The 13241-nt window shown below is 58.8% G+C and carries 17 protein-coding genes and 1 pseudogene; 7 read left to right on the top strand and 11 right to left on the bottom strand.

The window, feature by feature from the left end; translation table 11 throughout:
• Positions 1 to 370: 370 nt before the first annotated feature.
• On the bottom strand, positions 371 to 634 hold the full coding sequence (locus NKH37_RS01080; RefSeq protein ID WP_352844032.1) for a pyocin activator PrtN family protein: 264 nt from the start codon (positions 632 to 634) through the stop codon (positions 371 to 373).
• Between the two features lie 315 nt (positions 635 to 949).
• Between NKH37_RS01080 and NKH37_RS01075 the strand changes: the two are divergent.
• Positions 950 to 1192: pseudogene (locus tag NKH37_RS01075) on the top strand (integrase core domain-containing protein); the annotation flags it as partial.
• Between the two features lie 208 nt (positions 1193 to 1400).
• On the opposite strand, the gene NKH37_RS01070 reads toward NKH37_RS01075, so the two are convergent.
• The 9 genes from NKH37_RS01070 to NKH37_RS01030 all read right to left on the bottom strand — a co-directional run bounded on the left by NKH37_RS01070 (position 1401) and on the right by NKH37_RS01030 (position 5724).
• Positions 1401 to 2072: a hypothetical protein gene (locus tag NKH37_RS01070; protein ID WP_353004547.1), complete on the bottom strand. Its 672-nt coding sequence runs from the start codon at positions 2070 to 2072 to the stop codon at positions 1401 to 1403.
• Between the two features lie 8 nt (positions 2073 to 2080).
• The gene (locus NKH37_RS01065; RefSeq protein WP_353004549.1) at positions 2081 to 2827 is read right to left on the bottom strand and encodes a CbtA family protein; all 747 of its coding nucleotides are present in this window, start codon (positions 2825 to 2827) and stop codon (positions 2081 to 2083) included.
• 15 nt (positions 2828 to 2842) lie between these two features.
• Complete coding sequence (locus NKH37_RS01060; RefSeq protein ID WP_353004551.1) at positions 2843 to 3052, bottom strand: CbtB domain-containing protein; 210 nt, start codon at positions 3050 to 3052, stop codon at positions 2843 to 2845.
• 91 nt (positions 3053 to 3143) lie between these two features.
• Positions 3144 to 3599: a nitrile hydratase accessory protein gene (locus NKH37_RS01055; RefSeq protein ID WP_352861943.1), complete on the bottom strand. Its 456-nt coding sequence runs from the start codon at positions 3597 to 3599 to the stop codon at positions 3144 to 3146.
• Positions 3600 to 3645: 46 nt separating this feature from the next.
• Positions 3646 to 3999, bottom strand: a complete 354-nt coding sequence (locus NKH37_RS01050; protein ID WP_352815281.1) for an SH3-like domain-containing protein — start codon at positions 3997 to 3999, stop codon at positions 3646 to 3648.
• Positions 3996 to 4310 carry a hypothetical protein gene (locus NKH37_RS01045; protein ID WP_352861940.1) on the bottom strand — a complete coding sequence of 105 codons (315 nt, stop codon included), beginning with the start codon at positions 4308 to 4310 and terminating at the stop codon, positions 3996 to 3998. The genes NKH37_RS01050 and NKH37_RS01045 overlap by 4 nt, the downstream gene beginning before the upstream one ends.
• A 23-nt stretch (positions 4311 to 4333) precedes the next feature.
• Positions 4334 to 4948, bottom strand: coding sequence for a nitrile hydratase subunit alpha (gene nthA / locus NKH37_RS01040; protein ID WP_353004668.1), 615 nt, complete (start codon positions 4946 to 4948; stop codon positions 4334 to 4336).
• Positions 4949 to 5014: 66 nt separating this feature from the next.
• Complete coding sequence (locus tag NKH37_RS01035; protein WP_353004552.1) at positions 5015 to 5545, bottom strand: DUF1097 domain-containing protein; 531 nt, start codon at positions 5543 to 5545, stop codon at positions 5015 to 5017.
• A gap of 2 nt (positions 5546 to 5547) precedes the next feature.
• Positions 5548 to 5724 (bottom strand): hypothetical protein, encoded by a 177-nt coding sequence (locus NKH37_RS01030; protein ID WP_352844020.1) that lies wholly within the window; start codon positions 5722 to 5724, stop codon positions 5548 to 5550.
• Between the two features lie 271 nt (positions 5725 to 5995).
• On the opposite strand from NKH37_RS01030, the gene NKH37_RS01025 reads away from it, so the two are divergent.
• The 4 genes from NKH37_RS01025 (at position 5996) to NKH37_RS01010 (ending at position 9598) form a co-directional block, all read left to right on the top strand.
• Entirely contained in the window at positions 5996 to 7195 is a 1200-nt protein-coding gene (locus tag NKH37_RS01025) for a transporter substrate-binding domain-containing protein (RefSeq protein ID WP_352615940.1), read from the top strand.
• Positions 7192 to 7806, top strand: a complete 615-nt coding sequence (locus NKH37_RS01020) for an ANTAR domain-containing response regulator (RefSeq protein ID WP_353004553.1) — start codon at positions 7192 to 7194, stop codon at positions 7804 to 7806. The genes NKH37_RS01025 and NKH37_RS01020 overlap by 4 nt, the downstream gene beginning before the upstream one ends.
• Before the next feature lie 105 nt (positions 7807 to 7911).
• Positions 7912 to 8934 (top strand): acetamidase/formamidase family protein, encoded by a 1023-nt coding sequence (locus NKH37_RS01015; RefSeq protein ID WP_353004554.1) that lies wholly within the window; start codon positions 7912 to 7914, stop codon positions 8932 to 8934.
• 82 nt (positions 8935 to 9016) lie between these two features.
• A complete protein-coding gene (locus NKH37_RS01010; protein ID WP_353004555.1) occupies positions 9017 to 9598 on the top strand; it encodes a histidine phosphatase family protein in 582 nt (193 codons plus the stop codon).
• A gap of 294 nt (positions 9599 to 9892) precedes the next feature.
• Here the strand turns inward: NKH37_RS01010 and NKH37_RS01005 are convergent, their stop codons facing one another.
• Positions 9893 to 10786 (bottom strand): AraC family transcriptional regulator, encoded by an 894-nt coding sequence (locus NKH37_RS01005; RefSeq protein WP_353004557.1) that lies wholly within the window; start codon positions 10784 to 10786, stop codon positions 9893 to 9895.
• 159 nt (positions 10787 to 10945) lie between these two features.
• Here NKH37_RS01005 and NKH37_RS01000 point away from each other — a divergent pair, with 159 nt between their 5' ends.
• Entirely contained in the window at positions 10946 to 11485 is a 540-nt protein-coding gene (locus NKH37_RS01000; RefSeq protein ID WP_353040738.1) for an aldehyde dehydrogenase family protein, read from the top strand.
• Between the two features lie 108 nt (positions 11486 to 11593).
• Positions 11594 to 12955 carry a class-II fumarase/aspartase family protein gene (locus NKH37_RS00995; protein ID WP_353004561.1) on the top strand — a complete coding sequence of 454 codons (1362 nt, stop codon included), beginning with the start codon at positions 11594 to 11596 and terminating at the stop codon, positions 12953 to 12955.
• Positions 12956 to 13241: the final 286 nt, after the last annotated feature.

Genomic DNA, 13241 nt, shown 5'->3' with positions numbered 1-13241 from the left:
GACGACCGAAGGCGCAATCAACGCAATTCAGGCCGCTCTAAGATCCAGGTCCCAAGAACCCCGGTTTCCGTCCTTTCACCCGGGCGCAGTCATGGAGAGTCTCGAACATGACGACATCGAGCGCGCTCGAGTTCCTTAAGGGGTCGTCCCGAATGTGGCGCTCATAATCCCGGCGCCGAAAACCAACATATATTCAACAACTAAGAGGTATCAATTCCTCTAAGTTGTACTGTTGTTGTACTCGTACCGGAGCGCTTGGGCGAAAAGCGGGCGCTTTTCGGGGAAGGGGCACGAATGGGCGACGGGAGGTAGCATCCTGTCGGTGATCTGGGGATTGCTGAGCTCCAAGCGCAAAGAGGCCACGGGCGCGCTAGCTACGTCGGAAGGCGCGCACTTCAGATAATGCGATTTCACGCCGCTTATCGAGGTATGAAGCTAGGTCTTGGAGATGAACGCCTTTGGCACTCTTCTGGCTTCTTTCTGCTCTGGTTAGCGGAAGCTCAATTTCTCCAATGCTCACTTTGCGTAAGAACTTGGTGAGCGTCAGGTGAGAAAAATAATCCTTGCACACGGTCTCAGCGGGGACAATCACGCGTCCCTCATATTGCGCCATGAGTAGGAAGAGGGTGTTCAATTTCTTCGCTCGCCGCCAGCCATCCGAGGATAGTCAACGGGGTTGCAGCGAAGTTCAATTGGAGCAATCGACGCCAAACGGATAGGGCGGCCGTCCAAAGCGTGTGCAAGGAAAGTACGGCGTGCAAGTTCGCAGTGAAAAATGTGATTTGTGCGGAGTGACGCCGCAGCATTCTGGTATGGATAACTCATAACCTGAAGGTTGTACGTTCTAAACCTAACCCCGCAAACAAAATCACGCCGCTAACTCAATGAGTTGCGGCATTTTGTTTCCTGAAGCGGTTATCCAGGTTCCTACCCCGACTTCCGCCGCGGCCCCTCCGTCGGCAGCGTCGGCGACAGCTACGACAACGCTCTCGCCGAGACGATCAACGGTCTCTACAAGCTGAGGTCATTCACCGCCGCGGACCGTGGCGCAGCTTCGAGGCCGTCGAGTTCGCGACGCTGACCTGGGTCGACTGGTTCAACAATCGCCGGCTGGCCCATCGGCAACATCCCGCCGGCAGAAGCCGAGGAACGCTACTACGCCATGCTAGAAGAGCCGGCCATGGCTGCATGACTCAAACCAAATAGCCTCCGGCAAACCCGGGGCGGTTCACCCGGTGGCGGTTGCTATCGTGGTGTATTTCACGTCTACGGGCACGGTCTTTCTCCTTTGGAAATGTTGCCATTTGGGTAATGGCGAGTGCGAAGCGGACAAGACTTCGCGTTGGCCGGCGGAGAGCCCTCGACCAGCGTCGTGTCATTCGTTCTTCAGGTTTCGGTGTTCAGACGTCCCCGGGAATGGGATTCCAGTCTGTTCCCCCAACCCGTCGCCTCAAGGTGCGCGTTGGGAACAGGACGGCAAGAAGGCCTGCCATCGTCGCTACAAAGGCAATTCCTACCGCAATCAGGCTGGGCAGGTGGAAGGGAATGTCCCGCCAGTCCGGAATGACCAGCGAGGCCGTATTGAAGGTCTCGCCGCTGAACTGACACATGACGAACGACGCGCGGTTCCGCACCATGTCTGCGTCGATCCGTGATATCAGCGCCTCGACGGCCGGTTTATCTGCCGACATCTCGCGCAGATGCGTCAGCGCTGCCTGCATCGCTGACAGATAGGCATGGCTGCATTCATTGAAGGGACTTGTCTCATCTCCAATGCTGCCGGGCATCAGCCCCCAAAGACAGGCGGCATACTGCAGGTTGGCGAAGTTCAACAGCCTGCGAAACGTTTCGTCCGTGCGGTTTTGTTTGGCTGCCAGGTCGAGAATTTCGCTGCGATGGTCCGCGATCACGGCCATCTGGCCGTGTGTCAATGCGGGTATTTGTAGACCGGAGCTGCTCAGGTCCGATTTCTGCCCATGCGCCTGCGCCGATCCCGCCATTATCGAGAGCAGCGAAAGACAGAACCACCATGACGCGGCGCGCGTAGACATCCGGATGCTGTGCGCCGTCATGGAATGGCCTAGCGAGCAGCTACGCTCTTCACAGGACGACTGTCGCGACGATCGACCATCCTGCGTTCAGCGACCGCCCCGAACAGCACGCCGATCGCAGTCCACAGAACCATCTGGATACCGAGTGAAGCAAGGCCGAAATTCCACAATACAGCCGCAGAAAACTGCTCGGGCACTTCGTTGATCGGCGGCAGCGCATATTCGGCAATCGCCATCACGACGAGATAGGCAGCTACCGCCGCTATCCAGGAAGTCCAAATCCCGTATTGCGACGCTAGGCGTTTGGCGAGACCGATCGAGGCGACCGCCGCCAACAACGACACCGTCAGCAGCACAAAGAAGAGCTGGGTGCGCGCCTGGATCGTTTCGGGATCACCCACCGCCGGTGGGTTGGCCGGATACTTGAACTGAGGCACCAGTATGATCGTGACGAATCCGGCCAGCGCGATCAGCGCCGCCGTGCCGCGCGGCCCAAAGCCGCTGACCCTTCCCTGGACATAGGAGAAGACCAGCGCGAAAAGGCCGCCAATGGACGCGCCATAGACGAGAATGCCGGTCAGCAGGCCTATGCCGGCCTGGGTGGAGCGACTGACGAGTTCGGGCTCCGGCGCCTCGCCCGCGGCCTGCGCCTGCTGTTCCTCGAAGGCGATCGCGTGATCCACCTGCGGCTCGCCGAACACACGGGCGAAAGCGAAGGCCAGCAGGCCGGCCATGATCCCGACCAGCATGCCGCGCAGCAAAAGACTGCCAACCATTATGTTGATCCTTTGTTAGTGGCAGGGAAAGCCGAGCAGATGGCGGCCGTCGTGGACGAATTCGTGGACATACATGCCACGCATCAGCGACGTCGCGCCTTCTTCGGCGCCGATGAAATAAATCGCCAGCAACAGCATCAGGCCGCCAAAGACGGCCCAGAGCAGAAGTTCGCGAAGCGGGATAGGCGCCGGAAGGGCAACCGGCCTAAGAGCGATTTCGGACATGGACGTTCTCCTTAAAAGTTTTCAATGGATCGACTTGGTGAAGATCTTCGCCGTCATTTTGCGATTGCGGCGCTATTCCCGGCTTGGTGGTTCACGCGAGCCGGGTCGCCGGCGCGCGACAACCGTGATCGTCGTCATGGGCATGGTCGTGATGATGATGGTGGTGGTGATGATGCGAATGACCATGACCATCCAGGCTAAGCGGTTCGCCAAAGCCGCGATGCTCGTCGGCATGACGCCATTGTTCCTTGCGCGCCATCAGCTCATCGAAGCTTGACAGCTTCTTGTCGGTCACCAATTTCTCAAGCGCGGCAAGCCATTGATGATAGTAGATCCCATTATGGTCTTCCGGATCGAGGCCATAGGTTTTGCCGAGTTCGATTTCCGCGCTGATGTAGTTCACCCACTCACGCCATTGGAAGTGGCCATTGTTGTGAAGTTGGAGCACGATCCCGAAGGCGGTGAGCTGCCAAGGCTCGGCAAACAGTGGTCCGGCTTCATTGCGCGGAAGACCGGGAAGCTGATCGAGACTGCTATTCTGGTTCATGGGAAAATCCTAACGAAGCCGAGGCGGTGAGCAGTTGGGCGGAGCGCTAGTCGGCGCCCTCGAGGTAGTCATCCCAGGCGTCGACATACATCCGGTCCCGCGGATGGCCGGCATCGCCCCACAACTCGCGAGCCGTGAACACCACCGTGTAGACGTGCTGCGGCTTGGGTCCCTGGCGGTGGGCGCTCGTATCGGGGAAAACGAACACGCCGTGATCGAAAGTGACGGTACCGACCTTGCCCCTGATGTAGGCCGGCAGGCGGTTGTGCGCGACCTGGTTCAGGTTGACGACCGTAACCTTGTCTCCGGCCTTGAACTTCGGTGCGACCTCGACATCGACGCGCGCTGGATCTCCGGTGGCCAAAACCGTAGGCACCATATCGGTGGTGAGCATGTTCATGCTGCTTTTCCTTTCATGAGCTGGGCGTGGCGGGCATCGACTTCCTCGCGGGTGACGATGCCTGCATCGATGCAGTTCTGTTCCACGGTGCAGAGCCACTTTTCGTAGTAGCTCGACATCAGGTAGTGGCGCGGATCCATCCGCTCGATCGGATGCCGGAACTGGTCGACGTTGTAGATGCCCGCCGCAAAGCAGGCGATCATCATCGACAGCATCCGCCCTTCCCATTCCTCATGGAAATACGGCTCGTCTTGTTCAACCAGCACCGGGCCGAAGCCGTGCTTGCCGCCGACATCATGAATTCCATTCATGGTCTTGATCCTTTTGCCAGAGGCTAGTGCGAGGGGGATTGTGCGACGCCGGTTCCGATCATGGAATCCCGGGTGACGAGAGCTGCCAGTTCCTGTTCGGCTAGGTTTTCAGTGCCGGAAGGGCGCATCGGAAGCACCAGATAGCGAAGCTCGGCGGTGCTGTCCCAAACACGCACCTCGACGTCGTCGGCGATTTCGAGGCCGAATTCCTTCAGGACACTTCGCGGTTCGATAACGACCCTGGCCCGGTAAGGCGCCGACTTGAACCAGATGGGAGGCAAACCAAGCGTCGGCCAAGGATAACAGGAGCAGAGCGTGCACACGACGACGTTGTGCACCGTGGGAGTGTTCTCCAGGGCGACCATGTTCTCGCCCTGCACTCCGATATAGCCGAGGCTTTTGATGGCGGCAGTGCCATCTTCCAGCAGCCAGCTCCTGTATTTGGGATCGGTCCAGGCCTTGGCGACGACTTTCGCGCCGTTCTTCGGACCCATCTGCGTCTCGAAGGTCTCGATGATCAAATCAAGCGCGGCGGGATCGATGGCCTTCTTCTCGGCCAGAAGCGACTCCAGCGCTTTTACACGCAGACCCACCTCGGGGATGAGTACGTTGGCGTGGGAATGGTTATCGGTTGTCATGACTTGCCTCATTGATGTTATCTGAAATAACTTGGAGCGCGGACGGCCGAACATACCGACCAGCGATCAGGCGACGGCCAGGGTCGGTTTGGTCAACGCACCGGCGAGCTTGGCCGAAGCGAACCCGAGCAGAGCGCCTGCCACCATCGAAACCGGGACAACGACCAGCGAGTTGTCGAAGGACGCCGAAAGCAGCTTCGGCAGGGCGAGCCGGTCGGGAGTCTGCAGCAGGAACGCAAACGTACAGGCATAGCCGAACGTTGTGCCCGGAACGGAGGCCAGGGCGGGAATCTGTGATGCGAGGATGTAGATCACGACCGTGATGAACACCACCGTGGCAGACCATATCTGAGGCCCAACCAGATCGCCGATGGGCAGGCCGAGGATCATGACCGCGCCGAGCCAGCCCATGAAACAGCCGAAGATGTTCGAGATGATCGTGCTCTTGAGCGCAGCATTATCGCCGCCTGATTGGAAGAAGCAGGCCCACGCGACGAATGCCGCCCAGACCAGGACCGTGCCGATCGAGAGAAATGCCCAAGTGCAGATTGCACCAAGGATGCCTACGCTTAGAGCTGTGGCGGTGACAGGTTTCATTGTCAGATTCCCCATTGTCTTTTTTCAGAACTAAAAAGGCCCGCCACCGTCGCCGGTGAGCGGGCCTCATCGCCATAAGCTCGCATTTTCACGAGCTTTATCTGATCATGCTGCGCCTCTTTTTGGGCGCTCGCTTTTTTGTTCCTATTTAGCGTCGCTGAGGAGTTTTCCTTTGTCAACCATTATTCATGAGAAACTCGTAAAATTTGCAAAATCAGCAAATAGCCTAATTTTTACGAAACAAACCAGACGCTTAACCTATCTGCGCAACGCCTCGACCAGTCAGGGGAAATAGAATTTGACATTCTTGCCGAGATGACGGACGATTTAATCGAACATGCCGGCTAGCCGGTTTGAACTGAAAATTGAGGGATCGGGACGATCCTTCGCGGCAACGAAGCCCTGACGCCTTCCAAGGCCTCAGGGCTTATTTTTTGGGACTGAGCTACCTTGGGTGAAAAAGCGAAAATCCCGATCGGCGTGCTTTTTTCCACGACAGGGCCCTACGCCACCGTGGGCGAGGCGATGCTCAATGGAACGCTGCTCGCTGTCGAGGAAGTCAACGGATCGCCGGACTTCGATTTCGAACTGGCACCACTTGTTCGAAACCCTGGAGGGGAAACGGCCGATTACGCTTCAATCTGCCGGGATCTGATCATCAATTCCGGTGTTGCGCACATCGTCGGCTGCTACACCTCTTCCAGCCGCAAGGCGATCGTGCCCGTCGTTGAGAAATATGACGCACTGCTTTGGTACCCATCGCACTACGAAGGCTTCGAAAGCAGCGACAATGTCGTCTATCTCGGCGCATCGCCGAACCAGCACATAGTACCTTTGGCCCAGTACATGGCCTCAAGGTTCGGCGCTCGCGTCTATTGTTGCGGGTCTGACTATATCTGGCCGTGGGAAAGCAACCGCGTCATGCGCGAAATCGTCGAGAATTTCGGCGGCGAGGTGCTCGCGGAGCGCTACCTGGCTGTCGGATCGATCGAGGTCACCGGGCTAGTAGAGGAAATCCGTCAGTTGCGGCCCGATTTCGTGTTCAACACGCTTATCGGCGAATCCAGCTACGCATTCCTGCGTGCTTTTCGCGAAGCGGGACTAGGCACCCAATCTCCAGGCGACGTCTCCATTCCTATTGCCAGTTGCACACTCTCCGAACCGGAACTTCGCACGATCGGCGATCCCGCAGCGCTCGGCCACATCACCTCGAGTGTCTATTTCCAGTCGCTAGACAATCCGCAAAATCACGCCTTTGTCGAAAATTACAGAACGCGTTTCGGCCAGCAAAAGGTGACCTCGGCAGACGCCGAAGCTTCGTACAATTCCGTTCACATGCTTGCACTCGCGCTCCGGTCTGCAGCCTCGACGAAAGCATCCGACATACTCGCCGTGCTCGGCGACTGTGTTTACGATGCACCGCAGGGACGGATCCGCATCGACACGGAAAACAACCATTGTTACCTGACGCCGCGCATCGGCGTATCGGGCGCCGGCGCGGAATTCACCATCATCGCGGCCGCGCAAAAGCCGATCAAGCCCGATCCGTTTCTCGCTTCCCTGAAAGGGGCGGCTTTCATGCTGGATTCTCGCGACCAGGATCAGCCACCAGGTGACCGACAGCAGCTGAGGCTGAGGGTCGTGTCGTGAGCAAGCAAGTGATCCCTAATTTCAGCAACAAACAGGCGCTGATCATCCACAGGGAGGATAACAACGTTGATGCCCTGCTGAGCCAGCTCCGCAGGTTCAACATCGAAGCGGTATGCCAATGGCCGCCGCGGGCCAAGGATTTTGGGCCCGTCGACATTGTGTTCTTCGACGTCGACAACGGGTTCGACGGCATGTTCCCGTGGTCCCAGGCTCCGATCCCGCTTATCGCGATCATAGGATCAGAGACACCCGGTCGCCTGGCTTGGGCTATAAGCCAGAATCCGAGCGCCTATCTCACTACGCCCATAGGTTCGAAAGGTGTGTTTCAGGCGCTTGTCACGGCCTTCCACAACCATACCGACCGTGCCGACCTTCAGCGCGAAGTCGCCGATCTGCGCGAGCGGCTGCGATGCCGACCGCTGGTGGTCCACACGATCCTGCGCGTCATGAGTGTGTTGGGCATCGATGACGACGCAGCATTTCACCTGATTAGGGATGAGAGTATGCGCCGGCGCATTTCGGTCGAAGCATGCTGCCAGGAACTCGAAGCACAAGCAGACAGCTTTTTGTCGACAATTCCGGAACTCAGCAGATCCGTCGCCCGCAAATAAGCGCTGCGGCTGAGCCTCGATATCGAAATTGAATACGCACAGCGCCGTGCGAACGCTAGCGAACGCTGCGCTCGCGCGGCCTTTTATTTTTTGGAGGAAACAAGTATGAACAAGTTCGATGTCGCAATCCCTTTCACGCATCGATGGGTCGCGGACTCGATCATGGCGACGCGCGGGGTTGGTCGTGGTTCGGCTCGCCAAACGCATCATCTGACAGAGGAACGACAAGGGACCTTCCACTATACAATGGGCCCCTACTCGGAGCCCGTCCTTAAGATTTCACCCGGCGACAGGATCGTCGTCGAAACCCGGGATGCATTCGAGGGCGCCATTCAGCACGAAACCGACAAGCCTTCGCAACTCCTGCGAATGCCGTTTCTCAATCCTCAGAACGGACCGATCATAGTCGAAGGGGCGGAGAAGGGCGACACCGTTGCGGTCTATATCGAGTCGATGGCCCCGCGCGGCCAGAACCCGCGCGGCACATGTTGCATGATCGAGGAATTCGGCGGACTGACCGGTACGACCTATACCGCCATGCTCAACGAGCCGCTGCCCGAGGTGGTTCGCAAGATCAACCTCGACGAAGAAAACGTCTACTGGAGCGACCGGGTCACGCTTCCTTACAAGCCGCATATCGGGACACTGAGCTGCTCGCCAGAGATCGATTCCATCAATTCGCTGACGCCTGACAACCATGGCGGCAACATGGACCTGCCGGACATGGGACCTGGCAGCGTGACCTACCTGCCCGTCCGCTCGCCCGGCGCGCGCGTGTTTATAGGTGATGCGCATGCCTGCCAGGGCGACGGCGAAGTTTGCGGTGTGGCGGTCGAGTATTCGGCGACCGTCACCATCCGTGTTGACTTGATCAAGGGCTGGACAATCGATTGGCCTCGGCTCGAGACCGCCGATCTCATTATGGCGATCGGCAGTGCCAGACCCCTTGAGGATGCAACACGCATCGCTTACCGCGAATTGATCCGCTGGATGGTCGCGGAGTTCGGTTTCGACAAGTGGGACGCATACATGCTGCTCAGCCAATGCGGCATAGTGCGACTGGGAAACTTCGTGGACCCGAAATATTCCGTCGCGGCGGCGGTGAGGAAGACGATCATTAACAGGTAGGCTGTCGCCGCAGGCTTTCACCGCGAGAGATAGGTAGCATCGAACCGAAAAGGCAGACTCTGACAGCATGAGAGCGACACGCTTGACGCTTGTTTGCAGCGGTATCACGCATCAAATGCGCAGCGCTGGATTTCCCCTCGACGAGCCACTGGAAAGGCGCTCGATCGAGCTGGCGCTCGCTCTTGGACAGCATCTTTCAAAGACAGATCGCGTGTTTGTGGCTCCATCGCTGCGCGCCCGGGAGACAGCCCAGCTACTAGGGCTTCGTGCAACGGTGATCGACAGCCTGCGAGACCAGAACTACGGCTTTTGGGAAGGCAAGACGTTAGAAAAGATTGAGGCAGAGCAGCCTGGGGCACTTGCCGCATTTCGAACTGATCCTGCCTATGTTCCTGGAGGCGGTGAATCACTGACTCAAGTTGCCAGCCGAACGGCAGGATTCCTGGATGCAATGCGGTCGGCAGGTGGACACCTGATAGCGGTCACCCACCCAGTGGTGGTGCGGACCGCCATGATCCATATATTGGCAGCGCCTCTGACGTCGTGCTGGCAAATCGACGTCCCTCCACTTTCTATGACTAGTTTCTATTCGGATGGCACGCGTTGGACTCTCCGCGCTTGTGGTGCGAAGCGACGTGCTGCTGGTAAAGATCCACCAGACTGAATGGCGGAAATTCGCACCAACTGCCACGCCGAGAGGCGACATTGCTCGCGCACCCGAGGAGGTGGTTGAGGAGAATCGCGAGCGCTTATCCATCGCCGAGGCGCTGTCAAAAACTCACTCTGAGTGAAGGTTGGTTGGCGTTGTAGATTTGCCATGGCAGTGCAAACTGGAAATAAAATCCTGAGCTTGTGGCCGCTTTGTCCCTCGGTGGCTGGATGTTGGGCATGTCGAGCCTCTACGCCATACGCTGGCGATCGCGGCGCCCATCGATCCAGCTGCCATGCGAGATGCGAACTATGCGGCATTTTGGATCCGCGCCTTAACAGCTTTGATGTCGCGAGCCGGCGGCAGTCCGAACATCCGGGCATACTCGCGCGTGAACTGAGGGATGCTTTCGTATCCCACCGCATAGGCGGCGTTACTAATCATCTCGCCATTCGCCAACATCATCCGGCGCGCCTCGATCAGCCTGACCTGTTTCTGGAATTGGAGCGGTGTGAGCGATGTGATGGCGCGGAAGTGCTCATGAAAAGACGACGCACTCATGCCCGCTGCTCCAGCAAGACATTCAACCCTGAGCGGCGTGGCGAAATTCGCACGAATAAGCCCGACGGCGCGCGCCACTCGCTGTGCATGGCTTCCCGCCACGCCGAGGCTGCGGATCGCTCCGCCATGCCGACCTGACAGCAGCCAGAAATGCAACTCTCGGATCAACTGGGTCTGCAGGACCGGCAGTGACGCCGGCCTGTCGAGAAGACGCACTAGACGCAGCGCAGCGTCTGCAACTTCGCTCTCCATAGGATCGATGCGGACGGGCGTGTTCGCGGCATAGGGGGCGGAGCCGATCTCGACGACCAGGCCTTCAATCACCGCGGGATCGAGATCGAAGACGAGCGAGAGGTAGGGCTTGCTGATGTTGGCGCGTGTGATCTGGCTGACAGTAGGCACGTCTGCGGTAATCAGGAGGGATTCTCCGGCGCCGAAATCGAATGTCCGGCTGCCCATAGTCACCCGCTTGCTGCCCTGCAGCACCAGGGCGACCAGCGGTTTGTAGATCGCGTAATGCAGGGCAGTCGGCGTGGTTTCGCGAATGAGGGTCAATCCCCGGACAGGCGTCTGGGCAATGCCGTTATTATCTGCATGTGCCTCAGTGTAGCGGCGGACGGTGTCGAGCAAGGTTTGGGTCATTTGGGAGTTTTAATTCACAATTTTCGGGGCCGCAACACCAGTGTAGGAATAGGCAAGAACTTACTAGTTTCGGGCAATGCCGCTGCCGTTTCAGCCGAATATGGAAACGACGCTAATTGGCGATTCGCCACGTCGCCATTAGAAACGAAGGTGTCTGCTATGAACCATGATTTTCAGCTTCTGATCAACGGGAGCAGCCGTGCTGGCTCGACTGGACAAAGCCAGCCTGTTGTGAACCCCGCAACGGGGGAGAGCATCGGCCGGGTTGCGGCCAATGCCCGTCGTCTCGAGGCCGTCGCGCGGCTCGTTGACGACGCGCGTGCGCGGGGCGCGGCGGTTCTCGTCGGTGGCCAGCGTATCGGCAACCAGGGATTCTTCTACGCACCGACCGTGATTGTTGATTTGGCGGACGATGCGGCGATGCTGCATGAAGAGCCTTTCGGTCCGCTCGCACCGATCATCGCGTTCAGCAACGAGAAGAGCATGTTGGAGAAGGCCAACGGTCTAGAGTTCGGCCTTGCGTCCTACATTGTTACGAATGATGTTCACCGGCAGCAACGGTTTGCCGATGCGCTGGAGTACGGCGTTGTCGGGGTGAACGGCCCCCCTGACGCACCGGCTCGAGGCCCCGTTGGGAGGCTGGAAGGAAAGCGGTATCGACACCGAAGGAGGGATCGAGATCCTAGATCCCTACCATAGAACCAAGCATGTCAGTCTTCACTGACGTAGTGAACGAGCGGCAGGTCAGGTCGCAGGGACTGGCGTGCCGTTGACCGGCATTTGCCCACACATTCGAGAGTTCCCACAATGAACCCCCTTTCCTTTGTCGATTCACCCTTCTCCGGTGCCGGCTTCGTGCCGGTTGACATGCGCGCGATCTTCGGGTCGGAGGCCTACCTCAGGCGTTGCGTCGAGGTCGAGGTCGCATTGGCCCTGGCCGAGGCGAGCCTTGGCATAATTCCTGATGCGGCGGCTAAGGGCATCGCGGCAACCGCGGAAACATATCGGTTCGATATGGACCGGCTGATCCGTGAGACTGACATCGTCGGCTATCCCATTCTTCCAATGGTCGAACAACTGGCGGATGCCGCCGGGGAGGCGGGGCGGCACCTGCACTGGGGTGCGACCACGCAGGACATCATGGATACGGCGACTGTGCTGCAGGTCCGGGATGCAATCGACGTGATCGAGCGACGCCTCGAAGAGACGATAGAGGCGCTGTGGGTTTTGGCGAAGCTCCACCGCGATACGCCGATGGCCGGGCGTACCCATCTCCAGCATGCCCTGCCGATAACGTTTGGATATAAGGCGGCGGTCTGGCTTTCGGCGCTTCAGCGTCATCGCGAGCGCATCGACCAGATGAAGCCGCGCATTCTAGTGGTCGAGTTTTCGGGTGCGTCTGGTACGTTGGCCTCGCTTGACGACAAGGGCCTGCAGGTGCAGGCGGCCGTTGCCACCGAACTCGGCCTCGGTGTGCCAACGATCACTTGGCATTCCTGCCGCGACGGACTCGCAGAAGCCGTCCAGATCCTCGCTTTGATAACCGGGAGTCTCGCCAAGATCGCCGTCGACGTTTCGATCATGATGACCACGGAGATAGGCGAGGTGGCGGAACCGTTCGTCCGTCATCGGGGTGCATCCAGCACCATGCCCCAGAAGCGGAATCCGATCTCTTGCGAGCTTATTATCGCGGCGGCCAAGATGGTGCGCCAGCACGCGGGACTGATGCTCGATGCTATGGCGCATGACTTCGAGCGCGCGACCGGGCCCTGGCATCTCGAATGGGCCGCAGTGCCGGAGAGTTTCGCTTTGACGGCCGGCGCCCTGGCGCAGGCTTCCTTCATGCTGACCGGGCTGGAGGTGCACCCTGACCGGATGCGCGAGAATCTCGCCGCATCGCGCGGATTGATCGTGGCGGAAGCGGTCATGATGGCGCTGGCGCCGATCACGGGCCGGCAAACCGCGCATGATTTAGTCTATGTCGGATGCCGGAAAGCCGCGGATACCGGCAAATCGCTGTTCGAAGTTCTCGCCACGGTTAAAGATGTTGCCACTCCGCTTGGATTGGAACGGCTGGAGGAATTGACCGATCCCAAGAACTATCTCGGCGTGGCGGGAAAGATGGTTGATCGGGTCCTTGCCGACCGACTAACGGCGGCACGACCTTGACGGATATTGGCGAAAGTCCGCGGCGATTTCTGAAAAAGATGCATTAGATCAGGCACGTGGCCTTCATTGCGTTTTACCCGACTGCTGCATCGGGGCACCTTTGACACGGGTCACCGAGTCGCGGTGAGGCGTCGGTATCTCAGCCTGCCGTCCACTGCCTCCATCCCCCTCCTTCTACTCGCGGCCTCGCCCAGATCCTACGCGGCATGTACCGGATAGGCAGGATCTACCTCAACCTTGCCACCTATGTGGCCCTCGCGCTCAGCTCTGGCGATTTCCGACCCCC

The organism is Mesorhizobium sp. M1217 (genome assembly GCF_040318275.1).
Lineage (GTDB): Bacteria > Pseudomonadota > Alphaproteobacteria > Rhizobiales > Rhizobiaceae > Mesorhizobium.
This window is presented reverse-complemented; position numbering and strand designations above follow the sequence as displayed.